Origin of the sequence: Sphingobacterium sp. WM (assembly GCF_029542465.1) — a bacterium.
GTDB lineage: Bacteria > Bacteroidota > Bacteroidia > Sphingobacteriales > Sphingobacteriaceae > Sphingobacterium > Sphingobacterium cellulitidis.
In genome coordinates this window covers 1,182,818-1,205,092 of the sequence record NZ_CP120709.1, presented here as the reverse complement: position 1 = coordinate 1,205,092, position 22,275 = coordinate 1,182,818, and the positions used below count along the sequence as shown (strand labels likewise).

The 22,275-nt window shown below is 37.5% G+C and carries 19 protein-coding genes, 1 tRNA gene and 1 pseudogene; 9 read left to right on the top strand and 12 right to left on the bottom strand.

All coding sequences use genetic code 11. The annotated features are described in order from the left end of the window. Positions 1 to 20 precede the first annotated feature (20 nt). Positions 21 to 821 carry a 23S rRNA (adenine(2058)-N(6))-methyltransferase Erm(F) gene (erm(F), locus tag PZ892_RS05165; RefSeq protein ID WP_277712263.1) on the top strand — a complete coding sequence of 267 codons (801 nt, stop codon included), beginning with the start codon at positions 21 to 23 and terminating at the stop codon, positions 819 to 821. A 372-nt stretch (positions 822 to 1,193) separates the two neighbouring features. Here the strand turns inward: erm(F) and estT are convergent, their stop codons facing one another. The 3 genes from estT to tet(X) form a co-directional block, all read right to left on the bottom strand. Continuing rightward, positions 1,194 to 2,108 carry a macrolide hydrolase EstT gene (gene estT / locus PZ892_RS05160; RefSeq protein ID WP_154469528.1) on the bottom strand — a complete coding sequence of 305 codons (915 nt, stop codon included), beginning with the start codon at positions 2,106 to 2,108 and terminating at the stop codon, positions 1,194 to 1,196. Between the two features lie 168 nt (positions 2,109 to 2,276). Next, positions 2,277 to 3,248: an aminoglycoside phosphotransferase family protein gene (locus tag PZ892_RS05155; protein ID WP_015431540.1), complete on the bottom strand. Its 972-nt coding sequence runs from the start codon at positions 3,246 to 3,248 to the stop codon at positions 2,277 to 2,279. 344 nt (positions 3,249 to 3,592) lie between these two features. After that, on the bottom strand, positions 3,593 to 4,759 hold the full coding sequence (gene tet(X), locus PZ892_RS05150) for a tetracycline-inactivating monooxygenase Tet(X) (protein ID WP_005783159.1): 1,167 nt from the start codon (positions 4,757 to 4,759) through the stop codon (positions 3,593 to 3,595). A gap of 343 nt (positions 4,760 to 5,102) precedes the next feature. On the opposite strand from tet(X), the gene catB (PZ892_RS05145) reads away from it, so the two are divergent. Next, positions 5,103 to 5,732: a type B chloramphenicol O-acetyltransferase gene (catB, locus tag PZ892_RS05145; protein WP_010256763.1), complete on the top strand. Its 630-nt coding sequence runs from the start codon at positions 5,103 to 5,105 to the stop codon at positions 5,730 to 5,732. 203 nt (positions 5,733 to 5,935) lie between these two features. On the opposite strand, the gene PZ892_RS05140 is transcribed toward catB (PZ892_RS05145), so the two are convergent. From PZ892_RS05140 to PZ892_RS05130, 3 genes and pseudogenes are all read right to left on the bottom strand, one after another. Beyond that, the gene (locus tag PZ892_RS05140; RefSeq protein ID WP_038694170.1) at positions 5,936 to 6,439 is read right to left on the bottom strand and encodes a dihydrofolate reductase; all 504 of its coding nucleotides are present in this window, start codon (positions 6,437 to 6,439) and stop codon (positions 5,936 to 5,938) included. Then, positions 6,436 to 6,963 (bottom strand): hypothetical protein, encoded by a 528-nt coding sequence (locus tag PZ892_RS05135; protein ID WP_185250310.1) that lies wholly within the window; start codon positions 6,961 to 6,963, stop codon positions 6,436 to 6,438. The genes PZ892_RS05140 and PZ892_RS05135 overlap by 4 nt, the downstream gene beginning before the upstream one ends. After that, positions 6,959 to 7,207, bottom strand: a pseudogene (locus tag PZ892_RS05130) (FAD-dependent monooxygenase); the annotation flags it as partial. The gene PZ892_RS05135 and the pseudogene PZ892_RS05130, both read right to left, overlap by 5 nt. A gap of 531 nt (positions 7,208 to 7,738) precedes the next feature. Here PZ892_RS05130 and PZ892_RS05125 point away from each other — a divergent pair. From PZ892_RS05125 to catB (PZ892_RS05115), 3 genes are all read left to right on the top strand, one after another. Beyond that, the gene (locus tag PZ892_RS05125) at positions 7,739 to 8,638 is read left to right on the top strand and encodes a tyrosine-type recombinase/integrase (RefSeq protein WP_347176400.1); all 900 of its coding nucleotides are present in this window, start codon (positions 7,739 to 7,741) and stop codon (positions 8,636 to 8,638) included. Continuing rightward, positions 8,622 to 9,728, top strand: coding sequence for an IS91 family transposase (locus tag PZ892_RS05120; RefSeq protein ID WP_277712258.1), 1,107 nt, complete (start codon positions 8,622 to 8,624; stop codon positions 9,726 to 9,728). Before PZ892_RS05125 ends, PZ892_RS05120 begins: the two co-directional genes overlap by 17 nt. Positions 9,729 to 10,093: 365 nt before the next feature. Further along, a complete protein-coding gene (gene catB / locus PZ892_RS05115) occupies positions 10,094 to 10,723 on the top strand; it encodes a type B chloramphenicol O-acetyltransferase (RefSeq protein ID WP_010256763.1) in 630 nt (209 codons plus the stop codon). A gap of 437 nt (positions 10,724 to 11,160) precedes the next feature. Here catB (PZ892_RS05115) and PZ892_RS05110 read toward each other — a convergent pair whose 3' ends face one another. Further along, complete coding sequence (locus tag PZ892_RS05110; RefSeq protein ID WP_185250308.1) at positions 11,161 to 12,027, bottom strand: aminoglycoside O-phosphotransferase APH(2')-G141; 867 nt, start codon at positions 12,025 to 12,027, stop codon at positions 11,161 to 11,163. Between the two features lie 226 nt (positions 12,028 to 12,253). Here PZ892_RS05110 and PZ892_RS05105 point away from each other — a divergent pair, with 226 nt between their 5' ends. After that, the gene (locus PZ892_RS05105) at positions 12,254 to 13,093 is read left to right on the top strand and encodes a tyrosine-type recombinase/integrase (RefSeq protein ID WP_185269625.1); all 840 of its coding nucleotides are present in this window, start codon (positions 12,254 to 12,256) and stop codon (positions 13,091 to 13,093) included. Between the two features lie 177 nt (positions 13,094 to 13,270). Here the strand turns inward: PZ892_RS05105 and PZ892_RS05100 are convergent. Continuing rightward, positions 13,271 to 13,344 (bottom strand) — tRNA-Pro (locus PZ892_RS05100). Between the two features lie 225 nt (positions 13,345 to 13,569). Here PZ892_RS05100 and PZ892_RS05095 point away from each other — a divergent pair. Then, entirely contained in the window at positions 13,570 to 14,472 is a 903-nt protein-coding gene (locus PZ892_RS05095) for a hypothetical protein (protein WP_277712256.1), read from the top strand. A gap of 11 nt (positions 14,473 to 14,483) precedes the next feature. Then, complete coding sequence (locus PZ892_RS05090; protein ID WP_182499026.1) at positions 14,484 to 14,786, top strand: Smr/MutS family protein; 303 nt, start codon at positions 14,484 to 14,486, stop codon at positions 14,784 to 14,786. On the opposite strand, the gene PZ892_RS05085 is transcribed toward PZ892_RS05090, so the two are convergent. From PZ892_RS05085 to PZ892_RS05075, 3 genes are all read right to left on the bottom strand, one after another. Further along, positions 14,781 to 15,824 carry an L-dopachrome tautomerase-related protein gene (locus PZ892_RS05085; RefSeq protein ID WP_277712254.1) on the bottom strand — a complete coding sequence of 348 codons (1,044 nt, stop codon included), beginning with the start codon at positions 15,822 to 15,824 and terminating at the stop codon, positions 14,781 to 14,783. The two genes, PZ892_RS05090 and PZ892_RS05085, sit on opposite strands and share 6 nt — an antisense overlap. A 263-nt stretch (positions 15,825 to 16,087) precedes the next feature. Beyond that, positions 16,088 to 17,107 (bottom strand): DUF1080 domain-containing protein, encoded by a 1,020-nt coding sequence (locus PZ892_RS05080; RefSeq protein ID WP_277712253.1) that lies wholly within the window; start codon positions 17,105 to 17,107, stop codon positions 16,088 to 16,090. Positions 17,108 to 17,132: 25 nt separating this feature from the next. Next, positions 17,133 to 18,548 (bottom strand): Gfo/Idh/MocA family oxidoreductase, encoded by a 1,416-nt coding sequence (locus tag PZ892_RS05075; RefSeq protein WP_277712251.1) that lies wholly within the window; start codon positions 18,546 to 18,548, stop codon positions 17,133 to 17,135. A gap of 120 nt (positions 18,549 to 18,668) precedes the next feature. Between PZ892_RS05075 and PZ892_RS05070 the strand changes: the two genes are divergently transcribed. Beyond that, on the top strand, positions 18,669 to 20,066 hold the full coding sequence (locus tag PZ892_RS05070; RefSeq protein WP_277712250.1) for a DUF1080 domain-containing protein: 1,398 nt from the start codon (positions 18,669 to 18,671) through the stop codon (positions 20,064 to 20,066). A gap of 54 nt (positions 20,067 to 20,120) precedes the next feature. Here the strand turns inward: PZ892_RS05070 and PZ892_RS05065 are convergent, their stop codons facing one another. Beyond that, on the bottom strand, positions 20,121 to 22,274 hold the full coding sequence (locus PZ892_RS05065; protein WP_277712249.1) for a DUF4954 family protein: 2,154 nt from the start codon (positions 22,272 to 22,274) through the stop codon (positions 20,121 to 20,123). Between the last annotated feature and the right edge of the window lies 1 nt (position 22,275).

Genomic DNA, 22,275 nt, shown 5'->3' with positions numbered 1-22,275 from the left:
GATTACATAAGAAGTTACTAATGACAAAAAAGAAATTGCCCGTTCGTTTTACGGGTCAGCACTTTACTATTGATAAAGTGCTAATAAAAGATGCAATAAGACAAGCAAATATAAGTAATCAGGATACGGTTTTAGATATTGGGGCAGGCAAGGGGTTTCTTACTGTTCATTTATTAAAAATCGCCAACAATGTTGTTGCTATTGAAAACGACACAGCTTTGGTTGAACATTTACGAAAATTATTTTCTGATGCCCGAAATGTTCAAGTTGTCGGTTGTGATTTTAGGAATTTTGCAGTTCCGAAATTTCCTTTCAAAGTGGTGTCAAATATTCCTTATGGCATTACTTCCGATATTTTCAAAATCCTGATGTTTGAGAGTCTTGGAAATTTTCTGGGAGGTTCCATTGTCCTTCAGTTAGAACCTACACAAAAGTTATTTTCGAGGAAGCTTTACAGTCCATATACCGTTTTCTATCATACTTTTTTTGATTTGAAACTTGTCTATGAGGTAGGTCCTGAAAGTTTCTTTCCACCGCCAACTGTCAAATCAGCCCTGTTAAACATTAAAAGAAAACAGTTATTTTTTGATTTTAAGTTTAAAGCCAAATACTTAGCATTTATTTCCTGTCTGTTAGAGAAACCTGATTTATCTGTAAAAACAGCTTTAAAGTCGATTTTCAGGAAAAGTCAGGTCAGGTCAATTTCGGAAAAATTCGGTTTAAACCTTAATGCTCAAATTGTTTGTTTGTCTCCAAGTCAATGGGTAAACTGTTTTTTGGAAATGCTGGAAGTTGTCCCTGAAAAATTTCATCCTTCGTAGTTCAAAGTCGGGTGGTTGTCAAGATGATTTTTCTGGTTTGGTGTCGTCTTTTAAGCTGCCGCATAACGGCTCGGCGAATTGGCGAAGTAGCGAAGCTGTATCGAAGATACAAAAGCGGAGCTATTTAGCCAAGTCGCTTGTTGTAAGCAGTCCGCGAAGCGGCGGCTTACGGCAAGCGACGTAAGTCGCCGAGCCATTGTTAGCAAGGAGCGCAGCGGATTGCTAACAACGGTTAGTATATGAAAAGTAGGCGATTTCGAAGTGCCAAATTTTCGGTTAAGCACAAAGTATAATACGAGCCAAAAGCCTTGAATTTACTGCTGTTTCGCCTATTTTTTATATACATTGTTAGCGGGTCGTTGTTTTTGTTTATCAGTCATTTATGTGTTTTTCTATTCCATCAATTATTGATTTCCAATCATCAACGTGTAATTCGTGTCCTGTACCTTCAAGGGTGATTAGATTTGAACCTTTTATTTTTTCTAGTAATAAACCTGCATTCTTATAATGCCAAATTTTGTCGTCTGTTCCGTGGATAATTAAGGTGGGTTGTTTGATTTCGTTTAATCTGTTCCAATATTCTTCACCACCTTGCAATGCAGCGTGATTGAACATACTTATATAATTGTTGGCTCTATTGAACTCAGCTCTTATCAGTTTTTCACTTCTTTGTTTGTCAAATTGTTTCTTGCCACTCATTAATTCTGCACCCTGAATTAAATAGTTTACCACACTGTCTTCATTTGTCCAATTGACTGTACCTGCTTTACTATGGAAATCTAAAATACTCGTGTCCATTTCAGGTATAGTTGGGTCTGAGTCTCCCCAAGGGCCTGATGACATAAGAGTTAAGGAGTTAACTCTGTCGGCAAACTTTATTGATGCTATTTGAGAAATTAGTCCGCCCAAAGAAATCCCCACAAAATGTGCTTTGTCAATCTTGTAGCCATCCAATATTGAAATAGCGTCATTAGTTAAGTCAACAATATCGTATGGAGTAGAACCTGGTTCATAATTAGTGGATTTTCCTACATCTCTGTTGTCGTAACGAATAACAAAAAATCCTTTTTCAGATAATTGTTGGCAAAATTCAGTGTCCCAATACAGCATTGATACGGTTGCACCTGCTACCAAAAGGATTGCTGGATTTTTCTTATTTCCAAAACTTTCCGTACAGAGTTCAATGCCGTTTGTTTTAATTATTTTCTCTTTCATTTCTGTTTTCCTTTGTTTGCAACTGATTATTATCAGTCCTAAAATTAATATCCAAAGTAGTTTTTTTTTCATTTATCAATGTTTAACTGTTATGCTGGTATCTTTCACAATGCCCGCTAACGGTTTGGGGCTTTGCGAGGGCGGGGATTTTCAGCAGAAAATCTCGACCGAAGCACTAAGCTACAAATATAGCGAAAATCTCCAACGGAGTATTTTCGCCCCGCTCTTGCAAAACCCTTGTTACCTGCTGGCTGTGTTTTTAGGTTTGGATATTATGTTATCAACTTCTTTTTTCAGATAGTTTAAGTTGATTTTGTATTCTTCCGAATTGAGTTCGTCAAATTGTAATTGTTCGATAAACTCAAAAATATCTTGAAGTTTTCTACTTGTCAGATAATATTGTAAAACCGTTTCATTGATTTGATAATCAGGATTGAGTTCATAATATCTTTTGATAAACAAATCAAAATAAGGTTGCTGATAAATGCTGAAAATATCGGCTTCGGGTGGTGCAAACTTTATTCCTTCCCAATCCAAAAGATATAATTTTTGTTTGTCTGTGATAAGATTCCAATGATGAATATCTGTATGACATAAACAATATTTTAAATCTTTTTCCTTTAAAGCATTTGATAAATTATACCATTCGTTGATTTGATTTTTTATAATTGAAAGATTAGGTTGCAGTACCGTTTTGATTTCCGTTTTTAGTTGGTCAAGGTTTTTGTCTATCCAATTGTTTAGTTTAGAAATAAACGAAAGGTCAAATGTTTCAGAAATCTGCGAAAGGTCAAAAGGAGTTTTTTTTAAATGATGTAACTGACTGACAATTTCGGCTAATTGAGTTATTTGTTCTTTGGTTAAATTTTTTTCTCCAACTGTTTCTCCTTTAATGTAATCAAACAAAACATATATATAATTTTCATCTTCGCACCTAAAATCATCAGATTGCGTTTTAATCAATCGAATGATTTTTCCTTTCAGCAGAGTTTGATTATCAAGCCAATCCACAATGGGAAGATAAAGGTCGATGTGTTCCGTTAAATAAGAAGTTGATTTTCGACTTTTTTCATAAACTTTTAAAAAATAAAAATGCTCGTTTTCATCTTCTATTTTATAAGCCAAAGAAGCCCAACCACCTTTTTGTTTAGAAATTGTGTTTGTTTTGATAAGATATTTTTGTTGCAATGTTTTTATCAATGTTTCAACCATTTTATTTTGTCGGATTTTTGGTTTCAGCTTGCAGGTAATGGCTCGGCGAATTGGCGAAGTAGCGAAGCTGTATCGAAGATACAAAAGCGGAGCTATTTAGCCAAGTCGCTTGTTGTAAGCAGTCCGCGAAGCGGCGGCTTACGGCAAGCGACGTAAGTCGCCGAGCCATTGTTAGCAAGGAGCGCAGCGGATTGCTAACAACGGCTGGCAAATTGGCGATGGAGCCGACTTTTAGCACAAATGTTGAATAGAATTACTAATCTTCAACATTGCACAAAAGTTCAATAGAAGTACTTCACCGGCTCTATTGCCAATTTGTTTGTTATGTGCCGTTTTATTCCATTTTATACATTTAACAATTGCTGAAACGTAAAGTCGGGTTTAAACATTTCAATTTCGTTTTGAGTTGATTCTTCTTGTGCTTCTTTGCCATAGATAAACATTTGCTGTTCATAATTTTTAACAGCCTCTTCAATGCTATTAAATTTTCCATCGGCTAGATTATCAGACAATATCAAGGCATCCACCAACCCACTATTTACTCCCTGCCCTGCAAAAGGCGGCATCAAATGTGCGGCATCCCCAATCATTGTTATGGGTAATGGGCGCTTGCTTTTCCAAGGCTTTTCTAAAGGAAATATCCGTGTAGCCAATCCTACAAATGACAACGTCGTATGAATCAATTCTTTGTAGCGTTCGTCCCAATCGGAAAATTCTTTCAGAAGAAAATCAACGACACTATTTCTGTTTTGAAAATCTACCTGCGTTTGGTTTTTCCATTCATCAGGTGTTTTAAAACTTATTCCAAAATGCAATGCACCATTATTATTGGGGTTAGCAAATAATAAATTACCTTGGTGAGATGCCATTAGCCGGTTTCCATTGCATAGCTGAAAAAATCCAGGACAGTTTATCTCTGGTTGATGAATATCGGCTTGTATATTGAAAGTACCTGTTTCTTCAACTTCCGTGTCGGTAACAAATTTTCTTACCTTGGACATCCCGCCATTGGCAAGAATAACCAAATCTGCTGTTTCACTCGGTTTATTCTCAAAAGTTAGTGTCCACTTCTTCTTACCAGGTTCAAGCATAACAAGTTTTCTATCCCAAATAACCGTGTCGTTTTCTAAACTATTCAACAAGATAGCCCTTAAGTCATTTCTGTTTATTTCAGGATTGTCAAATCGATTTTCGGGCTTTACATTTTTTGTGGATAAAATATTGCCTTTTTTATCAGCAATATTTACACCCATTGGTAAGGCTAAGTCATAATAAGTTTGTAACAATCCCGCTTTTTTCATTGCTTCCTGACCTGAACCTTTGTGTAGGTCAAGGGTTCCACCAAAAATTCTTGCCTCTCGGTCGTTGTCTCTTTCGTAAACTGAAACGTCTATGCCGTTTTGCTGTAATAATTTTGCCATAGTCAGTCCAACGGGTCCACCACCAATTATTGCAACGTTCTTATCACTAAGTAAATTCATTTGTTTGTCTGTATCTATTCGCATTGTCATTCAAAAATGGCCCATAACGGGAAACGCATTGGCGAAGTGGCGGATAAATTGAACCGAAAGTTCAATTTAGCAGTGACGTAGCCGATGTGTTTCCACAGAAGCTAAATTATTAAAAAAAAGCTGAATGTGGGACACATTCGGCGGAATAAAAAGCACAAAAGTTGAATTTTGAACTTAACCCGCCATTTTGCCAATGCGATGTTATGTGTAGTTTTTTAGTATCTTTGTCAGATGAAATTATCAGATTAGCAAATTTACTTTACGCAACGTATAGGAAGAGAATAGTTTAGTATTATTCTTCGTTTCCTTATTGTCTCTTATTGTAAATTAAATATGTTAAATAATGAAAAATTACTTCGAAAGTCCTTTTAAAGGAAAAATAATCAAAGACCACATAACTAATCCCAATATAATTTCGGGTAAATATTCTTATTATTCTGGTTATTATCACGGTCATTCATTTGACGATTGTGCTCGTTATCTGTTTCCGGACAGGAATGATGTCGATAAACTAATTATCGGTTCTTATTGTTCAATAGGGAGCGGTGCAAGTTTCATAATGGCAGGTAATCAAGGTCATAAATATGATTGGATTTCCAGTTTTCCATTTTTTTATATGTCTGAATTTGATGTTTTCAGTAAAAGCCAAGATGGATTTCAAAAAGCAGGAGATACAGTTGTTGGGAATGATGTTTGGATTGGTAGTGAAGCTATGATAATGCCAGGAGTTCAGATAGGAGATGGAGCTGTTATTGGCAGTCGTGCTTTGGTTACAAAAGATGTTGAACCTTATTCAATTGTAGGGGGAAATCCAGCCAAATTGATAAAAAAGAGATTTAGTGATGATGACATCCAAAAATTGCAGGAAATGAAATGGTGGGAATGGGATGAAGAAACCCTTTTTGAAGCAATGCCAATTCTTTGTTCAAATAAAATCGATTTGTTGTACAAGTTTTTTAGAAAAATGAAATGATAAAAAGAAGGTTCCGAAATTCGGAGCCTTTTTGTTTTAACTGCGTTTGCGGCTAAAATTACACATAACTTATTTATTGATACGGCTTTTCTGTACAAAACAGCATAATACTTGATGTTTTTGTGCAGGTTTGTTTCTTTATTTGATCAAATATAACGAAAGTAGGTAGACAATGATTTCTTATTTCTCATCAAGTAATCACGTTACCTCCAATACCTTTTCACTTCAAACGCATAGGCATTTTTCTCATCCACTGCTTGGGTTGCTACCGTTTCAACATTCCAAGCGACAGCTTCGAATTTCGGGAAGAAGGTATCTGCACCAAATTCGCCCTGCACATGGGTAATAAACATCTCTTGAACACAATCAAGCGCTAAAGCTTCTCGGTAAATTTGTCCGCCTCCAATTATGAAAACGGTTCGTTCCACTTCATTTTTATAATGATCCAAACAGGATTCCAAGGAAGAAAAAACAACTGCTCCAGGAGCATGATATTCGGTATTGCGTGTTAAGACCGCATTCTCGCGGTTGGGCAACGGCCGAAAACGTTCCGGAATGGAATCGTAGTTTTTTCTACCTGTAACCACAATATGTCCCGTGGTTGTTTCTTTGAAAAATTTCATATCTGCAGGCAAATGCCACATCAAATCATTGTTCTTTCCAATACCGAATTGCTGATCAACAGCAACAATCAATGCTACTTTCATGGAAGTACTTTGTAAATTGTAGGTGAAATGAACACCATGCGGGGATTTGGAATTACTGCATCGTGAACCTGTGTTCCCCTGGCCTCTTCTTCCGTGAGAAAATAACCAATTACCCAATGATAGGTTCCATCCGGAGCCACCACCTTGTGGATCGTTGGGGTGAATTTTTTTGAGAAATTAATTGGATTGCGAAGTATCCCTTCTGAATACTCTTGGGCATAATACCCTGACAAAAGCAATTTGTAATGAGTCACAACCGTGGAATCAGCATCTACCTTATATTCAACAGATCCTTTCGAATGACTTTGAAAAAGTGCTCTTGAATCGGTGTAAAACAAGTTGCTTTTGGTTTGTACCTCAGGGGTGAAAAAATCCGGACGATGGATGCCATAATCAAACTCCGGTAGAATATAAAATGGTTTCACTGCAGCTTCTTGACGCGGATAAACCCAAGTGAAGGTATGTGTCACGTGTTCAATGTTGACTGCCTCGCTACTTTTTACCAAATCAGCCCGCAAAATCATACCGCCATCCTTGTAACGATCCCGCTTTTTTCATTGCTTCCTGACCTGAACCTTTGTGTAGGTCAAGGGTTCCACCAAAAATTCTTGCCTCTCGGTCGTTGTCTCTTTCGTAAACTGAAACGTCTATGCCGTTTTGCTGTAATAATTTTGCCATAGTCAGTCCAACGGGTCCACCACCAATTATTGCAACGTTCTTATCACTAAGTAAATTCATTTGTTTGTCTGTATCTATTCGCATTGTCATTCAAAAATGGCCCATAATGGCTCGGCGAATTGGCGAAGTAGCGAAGCTGTATCGAAGATACAAAAGCGGAGCTATTTAGCCAAGTCGCTTGTTGTAAGCAGTCCGCGAAGCGGCGGCTTACGGCAAGCGACGTAAGTCGCCGAGCCATTGTTAGCAAGGAGCGCAGCGGATTGCTAACAACGGGAAACGCATTGGCGAAGTGGCGGATAAATTGAACCGAAAGTTCAATTTAGCAGTGACGTAGCCGATGTGTTTCCACAGAAGCTAAATTATTAAAAAAAAGCTGAATGTGGGACACATTCGGCGGAATAAAAAGCACAAAAGTTGAATTTTGAACTTAACCCGCCATTTTGCCAATGCGATGTTGAACTAAACCTCCGGTAGCTTTCCCATTCGCCGTTTTAGTAATTTTGTTTTTATTAAACCCTAAAAAACATATAAAATGGCTACAAAAAAAAATCTCCGGAGGAGTTAAGGACTAACAAGTTTCTCAATCGTGCCTCTAGCGAAGTTAATGGTTTTGCCGAACTCCTGCAACGCTTTGAAAGAAATATTTCCATTCTGGGCAGAAGCAAACGAACCTTTGATAATTATTCCAGGCATGTTGCCGCCTTAGCGCTTCATTTCGGTAAAATCCCTACCGAATTAGACCCGGAAGACATCAAAGATTATCTCTTTGAACTTCTAAAGCGATCAAAAACCCCTTCTCAGTCGTACTTTAAACATACTGTTTACGGGCTGCGTTTCCTGCTGAAAACCGAAGGTCTACCTTACAGCTACCTCCATCTTCCCACCATTCCAAAAGTCAAGAAACTTCCTGTAATTCTCAGCCGGGAAGAGATCTGGCGCATGCTTCAAACCGCCGAACTCCTGAAGCATAAACTGCTCATAGGACTGATCTACGGTTGTGGACTCCGGTGTATGGAAGTGCGGAATATTGAACTTCAGCATCTGGATTTTGACCGGAAAATGCTTCACATTGTGCAGGGTAAAGGCCGGAAAGACCGTTATGTTCCGCTTTCAGAGCATTTAATCCGGGGATTGAAAACCTTTATTAAAGTTGAAAATCCGGTTCAATATTTATTCAACGGAAATCAAAACAGGAATGTTGAAGAGATTGACCAGCCGGATTCTGGCACACCGGATTTCGATTCCCGCTATAGTCAAAGAGGAGTTCAGTGGGTGATTAAAACTATTGCTAAAAAAGCCGGCATTACCAAAGAGGTTCATACCCACACTTTGCGACACAGCTTTGCCACTCATTTATTGGAAGATGGAGTTTCCATCATTATGGTTCAAAAACTTCTGGGCCATGAAAGAATTGAATCGACCATGGAATATTTGCATGTCTGTCAGCTGTCGGATCAGCAGCCGCACAGTCCTTTGGATACCGTGTTTGCTTTATGCCGCAAAAATGGAAACCCGAAGTAAGGGCGGAACTGTTGCTGAAGTTCTCCGCAAAATCGATTTACCGGCCAAAAACTTCAGCGTTCATCAGGAAAAGACACTTCGGGCTTTGTCCTGTTGCCGGACTTCCGCTCTGGGTGGTCATATCGATGCGTGTGACGGCTGCGGAAACCTTTCCATCAGTTACAATTCCTGCCGGAACAGGCACTGCCCGCAGTGTCAGGGACACAAAAAGGAAGAGTGGATCCAGAAGCGCGAACAGGATTTACTCCCGTGCAGTTATTATCATCTGGTTTTTACGCTTCCTGAAGAACTGAACGGTTTGGCCATTGCAAATCCCACCCTCATTTACAAAACCCTGTTTGAAGCCGCTTGGGCAACTTTAAACCAGTTCGGGAAAACCGAAGGAATCCAGTTGGGAATGATTGCGGTTTTGCACACCTGGGGGCAGAACCTGAGCTTGCATCCGCATTTGCACTGCATTGTACCGGGTGGTGGAATCAGCCAGCAGGGAAAATGGAGAAGGAAAGTACGAACAGATAAATATCTCTTCTCTGTAAAAGCGATGAGCAAAGTGTTCCGTGCGAAGTTTGTGGCTTTATTGAGAGCTAATGGTATGAGTGACCAAAACTTGACTGAAAGGCTTTTCTCCAAAAACTGGGTTGTGTATGCGAAAAGACCTTTTGGTGGTCCCAAGCAAGTCATCGAATATTTAGGCAGATACACGCACAAAGTGGCCATCAGCAATCACCGGATTAAGGAAGTCACAGATAAAGAAGTTCGTTTTGCCTACAAAGATTACCGCAAAGGCGGCGAGAAAAAAGAAATGACTTTATCGAATGTGGAGTTTATCAGACGCTTCAGTCTGCATATCCTGCCGAAAAGATTTGTAAGGATCCGCCATTACGGTATTTTAAGCAGCAGCTGGAAGCGTGGAAAACTCCAGGGTTTGCAAGAAAGTTTAAAAGTGGAACGGAGCGTTTTTGTTCCCCAGACTATGCTCAGAAAATGCCGCTGTTGCAAAAAAGGAAACCTGGTGGCCATTGCCATTTTCGGGCAACGTGGTCCGCCACAGGATTTTCTTTTCGTCACCCAAACTTTCTCTGCGAAATAAACTTTGCGGGTAAGGGAAATTATATGCTGAAACGAAAAATCACAGCATTTAAACCCTACAAAGTACCACTTCTGCCCACAAAAAAAGCAGTACTTCTAAAAAAACTGCTTTGTGTATCTAAATTCTAAAAACGATAACTCCATAGACTGCCAAAAAAGCTCCCGAAGCTTCCGTTCAACGGGCTTTCATTGTTGGCTTTTCAAGCCCAACGAAAGCTTAGTTATTATGTGTAGTTTTTTAGTATCTTTGTCAGATGAAATTATCAGATTAGCAAATTTACTTTACGCAACGTATAGGAAGAGAATAGTTTAGTATTATTCTTCGTTTCCTTATTGTCTCTTATTGTAAATTAAATATGTTAAATAATGAAAAATTACTTCGAAAGTCCTTTTAAAGGAAAAATAATCAAAGACCACATAACTAATCCCAATATAATTTCGGGTAAATATTCTTATTATTCTGGTTATTATCACGGTCATTCATTTGACGATTGTGCTCGTTATCTGTTTCCGGACAGGAATGATGTCGATAAACTAATTATCGGTTCTTATTGTTCAATAGGGAGCGGTGCAAGTTTCATAATGGCAGGTAATCAAGGTCATAAATATGATTGGATTTCCAGTTTTCCATTTTTTTATATGTCTGAATTTGATGTTTTCAGTAAAAGCCAAGATGGATTTCAAAAAGCAGGAGATACAGTTGTTGGGAATGATGTTTGGATTGGTAGTGAAGCTATGATAATGCCAGGAGTTCAGATAGGAGATGGAGCTGTTATTGGCAGTCGTGCTTTGGTTACAAAAGATGTTGAACCTTATTCAATTGTAGGGGGAAATCCAGCCAAATTGATAAAAAAGAGATTTAGTGATGATGACATCCAAAAATTGCAGGAAATGAAATGGTGGGAATGGGATGAAGAAACCCTTTTTGAAGCAATGCCAATTCTTTGTTCAAATAAAATCGATTTGTTGTACAAGTTTTTTAGAAAAATGAAATGATAAAAAGAAGGTTCCGAAATTCGGAGCCTTTTTGTTTTAACTGCGTTTGCGGCTAAAATTACACATAACGGCTCGGCGAATTGGCGAAGTAGCGAAGCTGTATCGAAGATACAAAAGCGGAGCTATTTAGCCAAGTCGCTTGTTGTAAGCAGTCCGCGAAGCGGCGGCTTACGGCAAGCGACGTAAGTCGCCGAGCCATTGTTAGCAAGGAGCGCAGCGGATTGCTAACAACGTTTGCGAGTATACGATGTTCACTGGCGGTATAATATCGCCTGAAAGGCGTTACCGCCAGTGAATATGGGTGAGCGACGGCAGGAGCGAACCGTATACTCGCTGTTAAACGACCCGACGACCGAAGGGAGGAGAGCGCAGCGGGGCGCAACTGAAAGGAGCGAGTTTGAAAAAACAAACCGATCATAATTTAAATTTTAGCAATTTTATACTTTGAATCTTTTTTTGAACATGGTGTACCCTTGCTCAAAGGTACACGGATACCCAATCATGGAATCAATCATGATAGAAAGCGGAACTCTTTTGAAATACAATTGCGACCTCTTTAGTATCTGACTGTCTTTTTTGCCAGAGTACAAGTCAAGAACTTTCTCAGTAAATTTCTGTCCATATTCCAATAGGCCACTAAAATCAATTGCTGGATCTCCAAATGCGCGGTCGGAAAAATCTATAATGTTAGTTTGTTTGAGTTTATCGTCCCAAAGAATATGCTCGGCTGATAAGTCATTATGGACGAGCGCATTTGAATATTTGTGGCCGAGAGCGTCTTTTAGTTCAACTAAATAATCTTCAATGAGCTGAATGTCTTTTTTTCGGAGCCGAGGAAAAAGAAGTTTTTTAACATTACTGACGAGTTCTTTGTAGATTTTTTCTTGGTTTTCATCTCTAACGTTGTATTTGGTCATAACTGACTTTGGCGTTGCGTGGAGGGCTGAAATAAATCCAGAAAGTTGTTTGGCAACGGTATCTTTTTCCGAGGCGGAGAGGCGACGAAAACGTGAAACGGTAAGCTCTCGGCCACGTACCATATCATATCCAGCAATTGATTTGTCTTTGGAAATATATTTGTACTCTGGAATACCTACACGGAATCTCTTTTTTAGATAGCGGAGCAATTGTATTTCATTTTGAAACTCGTCTTTGTACTCTTTGTCTTTGGGGAAGCGAAAAATGATTTTCTCATCAAGAACAATGATAATGTGATCCCATCCGTGAGTAAGTACGCGATGCTTTTTCCACTTTATCTGAGGAAAATCATTTTTGATCTTTTGTAAGTAGAGTTCCGCTTTCATAAAATTGCTAAAATTTTCAAATATTAAAAGGTTTGTTTTTTCAAATTTCGTTTAACAACATCTGTTTTAACGAAACGAATATACGGAAAATTTCGCTTAACCAACCCTATATACGTGTTTCGTTATTTGACTTTTCTTTCTACATAAGATATTGATATATTTGTATTTAAAAAATAAAACCGCACAAATAGCGAAACAAAATATTATAAAATACTATTTCCCTGATATGAATAGCGAAATCATACTTGAAACCTTCGAAAAGAGATTGCTGATGCAGAGATATGCTGGCAATACCATTAGATCGTACAAGGATTACGCTAGTATATTTCTTAAACATGTTAGCAAATATCCCTCCCTTGAAGAAATTCCACTGTCAGATATTGAGGCGTTTATAAACGAAAAAGTTCAAAATGGGAAAATTAGTGTTTCCTATCAAAAAGGATTAGTGGGCGCAATCAAGAAGATGTACGAACTGATATTGGACAAAAAAATCCAACTGTATTACTTATACCCGAAACGATCATTTTCTAAATTACCTAAATTCTTTTCAAAAGAAGAAGTAAGAAATATTCTCGATAACACTCAAAATCTAAAACACAAGGCTATTCTGATGACAATCTATAGTTGTGGACTACGTCTTAGCGAACTGTTGAATCTCAAAATCAAAGACATAAAATCTTCCGATGGAATTATCAGAATCCATCAAAGCAAAGGTAATAAAGATCGGATTGTATCATTACCAGACAAATTGCTGGCGACTTTGAGACATTATTATCAAGCATTCAAGCCAAAGGAGTACCTCTTCGAAGGTGAGAGGGGTGGCAAGTATAGCGAACGAAGTGTACAGTTGATTCTGAAAAAAGCATTGATCAAAGCAAATGTTCAGTCGGAAGGCTCTGTACATACATTGCGACATTCTTATGCCACACATTTAATCCAATCAGGTATCGATATCCGAATTGTAAAAGAGTTATTGGGTCATGAAAATATAAAAACGACTATGATCTACACTCATATCACTGACATAGACAAGCAAAAGACTCCTAGCCCTCTTGATTTTTTATAAGAATAAGATGAACTTTTCACGCTCTATAGAAACAAGCATTATGTTCCAATCATTCTTTAAGAAGGGTTATTCTTCTAGCTTAACTTTGCTTAGGTTATTGAATAATCAATATTCAGATATAATTTGTCCGAAATGTGCCCGAAAAAAGAAAAAGCCACTGATTATCAGTGGCTTTTGTCGGGGTGGCAGGATTCGAACCTACGACCTCCACATCCCAAATGTGGCGCGATACCGGGCTACGCTACACCCCGAGAAGGTATCACCTTTTTCTTGTGTGGCACAAATATACAACCTTTACCTACAATCTTCCAAATAGTAATCGAAACATTAAATTAACATATTGATTATTATGAGAATAAATTACTTTTTCTACGACACAATAACCCCCATTTCAACGTTTATACTATTAAATAGGAATTAAATACGATATTTGAACAAGAATGAAACATGCTTTAAACATAATTTCCAAAACAATTATGACGAAACTTTTTAGAAATTGTCTAATCTTATCCCTTTTTCTGACAGCCTGTGTTTCGAATACTAAGGAGGAGAATGGCACCGATACAACAAATGTTGAAAATCCTGAAGAATATAATTTAACAAAGGTGGAAGCATTGGAAGATTATATCCTTGCCTTGGATTCTACTGACATCGAAAGCGTAGGCAAAGCAACCACTAAATTCAAGGAGCTCTTCGAAAACAAAGAAAATCCTGAAAATGATAAAGCAGTTGCTTTACTAATGGATTATATCGATAAAGTGTCCATGTATGGAAACCGTTCCGCATTTGATGAAGAAATAAACTACAGACCCTTAGTAAATATTGAATTCGATGGAGGCAAAGCTGCAGTTCCTTCAGATCTTGAAAAAGCCTATGATAAAATTAATCGTAATGGCTTTAGAGTTCGTGAAACTGAAGGTATGTTTGACTTAGAGCCTAATCCATTGTATTTTCAAGATAATTTCTATCCATACATTTCATCGGATCTTGAGATATTATTGCAACAAATTGGAAGAGATAATATGGAAGGTTATGCAGATGATGCTGCAATTGCAATTCCTTTCCAATCATTGGTTCAAAGAACCGTTTGGTATGAAGATTTTGCAAATAAGACCAAAGGTTCAGTAGCTGGAGAAAAAGCGCAAAAGGAGTACGAGAAATACTTCACAACCCTTACGATTGGAATGGATAATACCCCAGCCATTGAAAGCCAACAAATTTCACCATATTTTCAGGAAGCTTATACTTATTTAAAAGATTTTGCTCCAAATTCTGCGACTTATAAAAAACTAGAACCTTATATCGCATTGCTTCAGGAACAAAAAATCGATGAGGCGAAAGCATTACTTCCTAATCTAATTGGCAGAAGCATCAATTAATATCTTCTTTCATGCGTTCTCTTCCCAAACCCAAAAAGACGGTCGATTTACATGCCGAGGCTTTTCTCGCCGACTTGGATAATTATGAGTTGGATGAATTGCTCATGGAAACAATTGATTACCTCAGGGAACAGCTAGATGCTGCCATTTATTGGGAATATCCGGAAATAAAATTTATTCATGGAAAAGGTAAAGGCGCACTAAGGAATGCCGTCTATGAGGAATTAAAAGTCTATAAACAATCCAATGCAATTAGCCAATTCTACCCTTCATACTCCAATGAAGATATTGTAGTCGTGGTAATTGGCTTATAGAACCTTGATTCGATAAACCTCGTAGGGATATTGAACCAAATCCTTCCCATTATTCCATGTCGGCAATAACTGCATTTGAGCACAAGAAAAATACAAATAACCATCTGAACCTACACCAAGGGAATCAGGCCAAAGTAATCTAGAATCCTGGACCAGCATTTCTAATTTCCCTTCTGGCGTTATTCGTCTAATAGAATAATCCAAGGAGGTTGTCAAATAAACATTTCCAACCTTGTCAGCAACCAAACCGTGAGTCACTCCCACTTCCCCAAGGTCCTCTACTTTTGCTAACAAATCATTTTCTTTTATACTAGAATCAGCCAAGTATTTAGTTTCAATCCTATAAAGATTCAAGGCATTAATGGGTTTAAAATAAAACCATTTATTATCCTTGGTCAAAGCAATACCATTCACATTAGATTTAAAAGGATTACCATCCTTATCCTTCATTTCATGTCCATTATAGGATAAAATAATATTTGGATTGGTTACAGTAAAAGGAGTATTGCTTAATACTTTTCTCGTATTACCAGTTTTCAGATCTAACACAATTATAGAGGCTTGGCCAGGATCTGAAAGATAAGCTAACTGCTTATCAGTATCAACACGGACATCATTCAAGCCGGATTTGTCTTTATCTAAATCCTCAAAAGTAAAGACTTTCTCCACTTGGTTATTCTTCAAATCAATTTGAACAAGCTTGAATTGACCTTGAGAGGTATTATTCCCATCCTTCCCAAAGATAGATCCAGCTGATGCAGGTTTCGAATCCAATACCCACAGTTGATCATTGGTATCAACATAGATATCTTGGACATTGACAAAATGCTTATCATAATCCCCTGAAGTAGCATTCCATTTATCATCTGGAAAAGCCTTCCTTTCACCATTTATAATTTCTGCTAAACCATATAAATATGGCTCTTTATGAGGGAAAGAAACAAAAACTCGATTATCAGAAGAAACGGAAACACCAATGGGTTGTGATTTTCCAAAAGATGCAACCAACTCTAAATGGGGACTTTTAGTTTGAGACATAACATTGAAAGTAAGGGAAATAGCAAATAAAAAGTTTATCAGAAAATACTTCATCATTATATTTTATCGATTGTTAACATGTGTTATTAAAATAACAACTTGAGAGAAATACTGTTTTAATCAATTGATTTTCAATAGCATATTTTAAGAATTTATTAAATAACTCTATGACTAAAACAAAAAAGGCCGCTAAATTTAGCAGCCTTTTTGTTTATTGGATTGTAAACCCTCGATGGGATTGATACAAATCCATGCTCTCAAAATTATTTTTGAGCCTCAGTAATGGTAATTTTTCTAAATTCAATTGGCCCATGATCACCTTGAATATACAATGGTCCTGGTTCTCCTTCTTTAGAATCCAAAGCACCACCAGTGATTCCTGGGATTTCTTGTTGATTAATAACAGTTTGACCATTGATAGCAACTGTTACTAAACGTCCAACTAAGGTAATCTCCATATTATTCCACTCGTTCGGCCCGTTTGTAACCATAGCATTAGGTGTCAAGAAACCGTAGATTGCTCCAAAATAAAGGTTTCCTGGGTGTCTATCTTTAGGGGAATCTTCGATTTGTACCTCATAACGTCCTCTTAAGTAAACTCCCGAGTTACTTCCTTCAGGATATTTGAATTCCAGGTTAAGTTTGAAGTCTTCAAAAGATTTTTCAGTGATTAAGTTAGCACCTGCTTCTTCATTTGTTAAGATTCCATCTATAACCACCCATTTGTTTTTATCATTAGAAGGCTTCCAACCCGTTAGGTCCTTACCATTGAATAATTCAACTGGAGTTCCCCATTTAGGAGCAACAGTTCTATTCAAATATGGAGCTTTAGTTCCTGTAAATGTATATTTTTCTCCATTGTTATTGGTGATCGTACCTTTTAGATCTGCACCTGTTAATTCACCTTCAATTACAACATCTCCTTCGCCTCCTTCCCACTGTGGTGGAATAGCAAACGAAAATTTACCGTCTTGCAATTTAATATGTGAAATAGGTCTGCTACTGCCAGAATCGCCAACCCAATAGCCTACCAAAGTAGTAAAACCAGATAATTTGATTTCAATCCAAGAAGGCACTTGTTTTCCATTCTTGTCTACATTAAGATCCCAGCGACCCAAAAGCTCTTTGGATTCCTCAGGAATAGTTTGTGATGCAGGATTATGTTCCACCTCTTCTTTTTTCTCTTGGTTGTCTGCTTTTTCCTGTGTACCATTTTGACATGAAGTCAAGCCCAATCCAAGGATACTTGAGATAGCTAAACCGTAAACAAATTGTTTGATCATCTTTAATTATTTTTGATTGATTTTTTTAAACTTTATAATATTGTTCGAAACCTTGTCTTGGCGGTGGTCCGATTAATAGTGCATTAGCAAATTTATCATTTGTAATTTCTTTTTTCACAGGATCGAACTTAAATTTTCCATTTAATCGCTGTGCTATCACACCTAAACAGAATACTTGACTCAAAGGTCCTGCAATATCGAATGAAGAACGAGTCTTTTCTTCCCCTTTACAAGCTTTTAAGAAGTTGGCAAAGTGATTAGAAGGAGTATTAGGTACTTCCGGTAGTTTATTCGCCAAATCTTTTGCTTTTGACTCAGGAATAATCGACAATGTACTAGCATGTGAACCACCTTTGAAGGTAAGATCTTTACCATAAATAATTTTTCCTGGATTTAATTTTGCAGGTTCTAGATTTCCTGTGCTTGGCGGTGGAATATTTGGATCCAATCCTGAAACTCCATAGCCCTCTGGAATTGGAGGAAGATTATTAATTCCATCATACCACATAATATCTAATGCAGGCATTCCCTTGCGTTTTGGAAAGCTAAATTTCAAGGTAGAAGACATTGGGAAGAAGAAAGAATTATGTCCTTCTAACATCTCTGCTCCTACTTCCGTAGGTAATCCTAATTTCAGGAACTCATGTGATGTATCCAAGATATGGGCTCCCCAATCTCCTAATGCTCCCATTCCAAAATCAAACCAACATCTCCACTGTCCATTTACAAAATCCTTGTTATAGTTGTGACCCAAGGTTTGCATTTGCCATAAATCCCAATCCATCGTACTAGGAATTGGTTCTGCAGGCGGGAAGTTCTTCATATTTACATCCCAGCCATGCCATCTACGTGGCATATTCATATGGCCTACAATCTGGGTTACATCTTTGATAATCCCAGCCTCTGTCCATTCCTTAAATTGAAAATAGTTGGCTTCGGAATGTCCTTGATTACCCATTTGGGTGGCTAATTTTGGATTTTTCCGAGCCTTTTCCATCATCAACTCCACTTCTAAAAAAGTACGAGCCATTGGCTTCTCTACATAAACATGCTTTCCAAGATCCAATGCCATCATGGTAATCGGGAAATGAGAAAAATCTGGTACACCAACAGTTACCGCATCGATTTGATTCCCCATTTTATCAAACATTTGTCTGAAATCCTGGAATCTCGGAACATCTGGAAATTGCTTGATTGCAGCTTCCGTATGTTTTGCACCCATATCCACATCACAAAGTGCAACGATATTACATAACCCAGTTTTATGAAGTTCCATAAGGATCTCTCCCCCTCTAAAACCAATCCCAATTGCAGCTAAGTTAACTCGCTCATTAGGTTTTGCCATTACAATACTGCCTAAAGGACTACTGGCCAAAGTCAAGGCTCCTCCAGCAATTATGGATTTCTTTAAAAAACTCCTTCGAGAAAAATAATGATTCATCTGTAATATGTTTAGGTTTATGAATGTTACATGAATGATTAGCTTAAAAATAAAAAAAAAACCTAATTTAAGCGACCTTATTGGTTAATAAACTATAAACCTGTTACACAAAACACATAAATGATGAGAAAAACCTATTTGAAATCTATGTTCAGCAGCGGTTTGAGTCTACTTTTACTGACTTCCTTGAACATTTCATGTCAGCAAAATAAAAAAACAGAAGACGGTTGGGAAAATTTATTCAATGGCAAGGACCTCAGTGGCTGGAAAAGTTTAGCTGGAAAAGCAGACTATCATGTTGAAGATGATGCGATCGTTGGAGTAATGACCAAAGGAACACCTAACTCCTTTTTGGTGACTGAAAAAGAATATGGTGACTTTATTTTAGAATTGGATGTAAAATTAGAAGGAAGTACAACTAACTCTGGAATTCAAACTAGGAGCCATTTTGATTCAACAGCAAATAATGGTAGCGGAAGAGTGTATGGAAGACAACTTGACATTGACCCTACTACCAGAGCTTGGACTGGCGGAATTTATGATGAAGGTCGTCGCGAGTGGTTATATCCTTTGGATCTGAACCCTGCAGCAAAAACTGCCTTCAAGCCCAATGAATTTAATCATTTTCGTATTGAGGCCATTGGTAATGAAACAAAAACTTGGGTCAATGGTGTGCCAGCTGCTTTTGTAATTGATAGTTTGGATGATTCTGGTTTTATTGGCCTTCAAGTACATAGCATCCCTGACTCATTGGATGGTAAAAAAGTTTATTTTAAAAATATTAAGATCCAAACCAGCAACTTAAAACCTCAAGAATTTCCTCAGGATATTTATATCGTAAATAAAAAGTCCAACGATCTGTCAGAGGCAGAAAAAGCAGCAGGATATAGCTTATTATTTAATGGAAAAGACAGTCAGGGTTGGCATAGTGCTCGTGGAGATAAATTCCCTGAGAAAGGTTGGAAAATTGAAAATGGCTTAATCGAAGTTCAAAAATCAGATGGCGCCGAATCCACGAATGGTGGTGACATCATAACCGATAAACAATATAAGGCATTTGATCTTGCTTTTGATTTCAAATTGACTCCTGGAGCAAACTCTGGAGTTAAATACTTTGTTACCTTGGATGAAAAGACAGCTGGCTCAGCAATTGGTCCAGAATACCAAATCCTGGATGATGAACTTCATCCTGATGCTAAATTAGGAAAGGATGGCAACCGTACTTTGGCCTCACTTTATGACCTGATTACATCCGACCGTAACCCAAGACCAAGGAAACCAATCGGTGAATGGAACCGCGGCAGAATCGTAGTTACTCCTGATAACCACGTTACATATTATTTAAACGGTTTCAAAATGTTGGAATTCGTGCGTGGCTCTGATGAATTCAGAAAACTTGTTGCAGGAAGTAAATATAAGGATTGGAATAAGTTTGGTGAGGCTGAACAAGGTCATATCCTTTTGCAGGATCATGGAGATGCAGTGTCCTTTAGAAGTATAAAAATCAAAGAACTTTAAGAGCATAAAAAAAGGAGAATAATATTATTCTCCTTTTTTTATCAAATGCAAACCTTATAAGCTTGATTTAAAATCTTTTATTTTAGATTGAAATCCTTCAAATTCAGCAGCCTGCTGGTTGATAAAACTATTATCCTCAAGTCGCCCAACAACTTCATTCATTTCAGCTTCCGATTCATAAACCATTAACCTAAATGGATTGTGATAATCCTTGCTTCTTGATTTATAGATTTCATCACATATCCACCTTTTGGTCTCCAATGCTTCATCAAATAGAGTATTCCAGAAATCTGCATCCCAATTTGTGGAATCTGTCTCCGTAATCTCTTGCAAGGATGCTAAACTATGTACAAGCTTATCTTGGATATATTCACTACTCAATTGATGGTAATTCGAATGAACCTCATCCCAAGAATTGATTTTTTTATCTTTTAGATTCTGTAATAGAGAGTTTAATTTATTCACAGGAACCAACTGACTTCCTACATTTTCAAAGTCTTCTCTTACCAATCCTTTTGTTGCGATAGTACGAATACTGTTTGTAAAATCAGCTGGATCTATCAAATCCAAAACCTGACAAACTGCATAATATCGAATCAACTTTTTGAATAATTGAAAAGATTCTTTAGGCTTTAGCAATACCACTTTCCGCTTTGAAAATTCGGCATTATCCAAGAAGATTTCCTCCGATGATTTATCTGAACTCTCCAACCAAGCTAAAGGATCAGCTGTCTGCAAAGATTTTTTAACAGCCATCTTAATCTCTTCTATCCCCGTAAACAACTCATTCACTGTATCCGGGGCTAGGATATCATATTCAAAATATTGGTTTTTAAATGAACGCTTATCACGACTTAGGAACTTGTTGGTATTACGCATTAATGCATACATATTATACATAAACCAATAACCAGGAACAATAATCAGGCGGTCATGAGTAACATCATTACTTACTAAAGAAAATGGAAATTTAATATCCAATTCATGCAGGAAGTCACCTTTTACAATTAATGTATATGAGGCGAATCTTGAATTATGTTTCAGACTCACACACAGACCTGGCCAAAAGCCTCGACCTGCGATAATTTCACCATCTGCACCTCTTGAGTTATGATTCGAACCTACTGTAGCACCCGCAGCCATATTACTTTGACCTTTTATCAATGCGGCGCATAAAAAGGAGTTATTATGATGCTGCTCATGTGCCGGGAAAATAAGTGAATTCAACACCTCACAACAAGAAATAGTGGAGTTATCTCCCAAGAATGAGTTAATCAACCTCGCACCATATTTCAACTGTGAATAAGAGGATAAAATAAAACGAACAGCTTTAACCCCATAAAACACACGACAACCATATCCTATGATACCATTTACCAACTCACAACCCTCGCCTATTTGGGTATAAGCCTCCGAAGTGGAATTAATGGTCACATTCTTCAATTTACTGATTCCTTTGATATAGGCATCAGAACCGATTTTAACGTTCTTGAAAGTATGCGAATTTTTGATAACTGTACGGTCTCCAATTTCGCTGTAATAGCCCCTGATATCATTGAATTTTTCATTGGTAATATCATAAAACCGCTTTTGAAGTTCCTTATCTTGACGATTACGCGTCCAAAGATAGACATCAGCTGCCTGCATACCATCAAATGGCAATACGGCACGACCTCCATTTTCATTACATAATTCTAAAAAAATCCGACTTGTATCAGGATCTCCAGCCTTCAAGATACCGTTCCCGAATTTAGCATTGGAACTGGTCTCCATCTCATTAACATTTAACAAGATGACTTCATTTCCAACAATAAAATGAGCAATATAACGAACTTGATGCAGTGCCACACAGTCGCCAAGATCACAAGAAATAATTTGAGAATTATAAATCCCTGCCGGTAAGCGGATATCTCGATATTCAAGATAAACCTCTTCCATATCACCAATCCGAATCAACCCAAAGAACTTAGATCTTTTGATTTGTCTTGGAAGAAATTTATCTGTAACCAGGACATCATTCCAATTGGTAGATTCATTATGGTTTAGCTCGAGGATGCGGATTTCCTCCTCGGTTAGATTACGATATTGCTTGTTGGATTTATTTTGTTCAAACCGAAGGTAGTATTCATTCTTCCCTTCTGGTAAATATTCGGCGGGTATGAAGTCATACCCGATCCGATTTAATGGTAATTTTATTATATATCCCATA

Coding starts and splice junctions, on each gene's coding strand:
- catB (WP_010256763.1), top strand. CDS start 10,094: ATGAAAAATTACTTCGAAAGTCCTTTTAAAGGAAAAATAATCAAAGAC.
- PZ892_RS05155 (WP_015431540.1), bottom strand. CDS start 3,248: ATGGTTGAAACATTGATAAAAACATTGCAACAAAAATATCTTATCAAA.
- PZ892_RS05135 (WP_185250310.1), bottom strand. CDS start 6,963: ATGATTTTGCGGGCTGATTTGGTAAAAAGTAGCGAGGCAGTCAACATT.
- PZ892_RS05085 (WP_277712254.1), bottom strand. CDS start 15,824: ATGTCTCAAACTAAAAGTCCCCATTTAGAGTTGGTTGCATCTTTTGGA.
- PZ892_RS05140 (WP_038694170.1), bottom strand. CDS start 6,439: ATGAAAGTAGCATTGATTGTTGCTGTTGATCAGCAATTCGGTATTGGA.
- PZ892_RS05110 (WP_185250308.1), bottom strand. CDS start 12,027: ATGAAAGCGGAACTCTACTTACAAAAGATCAAAAATGATTTTCCTCAG.
- PZ892_RS05095 (WP_277712256.1), top strand. CDS start 13,570: ATGACGAAACTTTTTAGAAATTGTCTAATCTTATCCCTTTTTCTGACA.
- PZ892_RS05105 (WP_185269625.1), top strand. CDS start 12,254: ATGAATAGCGAAATCATACTTGAAACCTTCGAAAAGAGATTGCTGATG.
- PZ892_RS05065 (WP_277712249.1), bottom strand. CDS start 22,274: ATGGGATATATAATAAAATTACCATTAAATCGGATCGGGTATGACTTC.
- PZ892_RS05080 (WP_277712253.1), bottom strand. CDS start 17,107: ATGATCAAACAATTTGTTTACGGTTTAGCTATCTCAAGTATCCTTGGA.
- catB (WP_010256763.1), top strand. CDS start 5,103: ATGAAAAATTACTTCGAAAGTCCTTTTAAAGGAAAAATAATCAAAGAC.
- PZ892_RS05070 (WP_277712250.1), top strand. CDS start 18,669: ATGATGAGAAAAACCTATTTGAAATCTATGTTCAGCAGCGGTTTGAGT.
- PZ892_RS05120 (WP_277712258.1), top strand. CDS start 8,622: ATGGAAACCCGAAGTAAGGGCGGAACTGTTGCTGAAGTTCTCCGCAAA.
- estT (WP_154469528.1), bottom strand. CDS start 2,108: ATGAAAAAAAAACTACTTTGGATATTAATTTTAGGACTGATAATAATC.
- PZ892_RS05090 (WP_182499026.1), top strand. CDS start 14,484: ATGCGTTCTCTTCCCAAACCCAAAAAGACGGTCGATTTACATGCCGAG.
- PZ892_RS05075 (WP_277712251.1), bottom strand. CDS start 18,548: ATGAATCATTATTTTTCTCGAAGGAGTTTTTTAAAGAAATCCATAATT.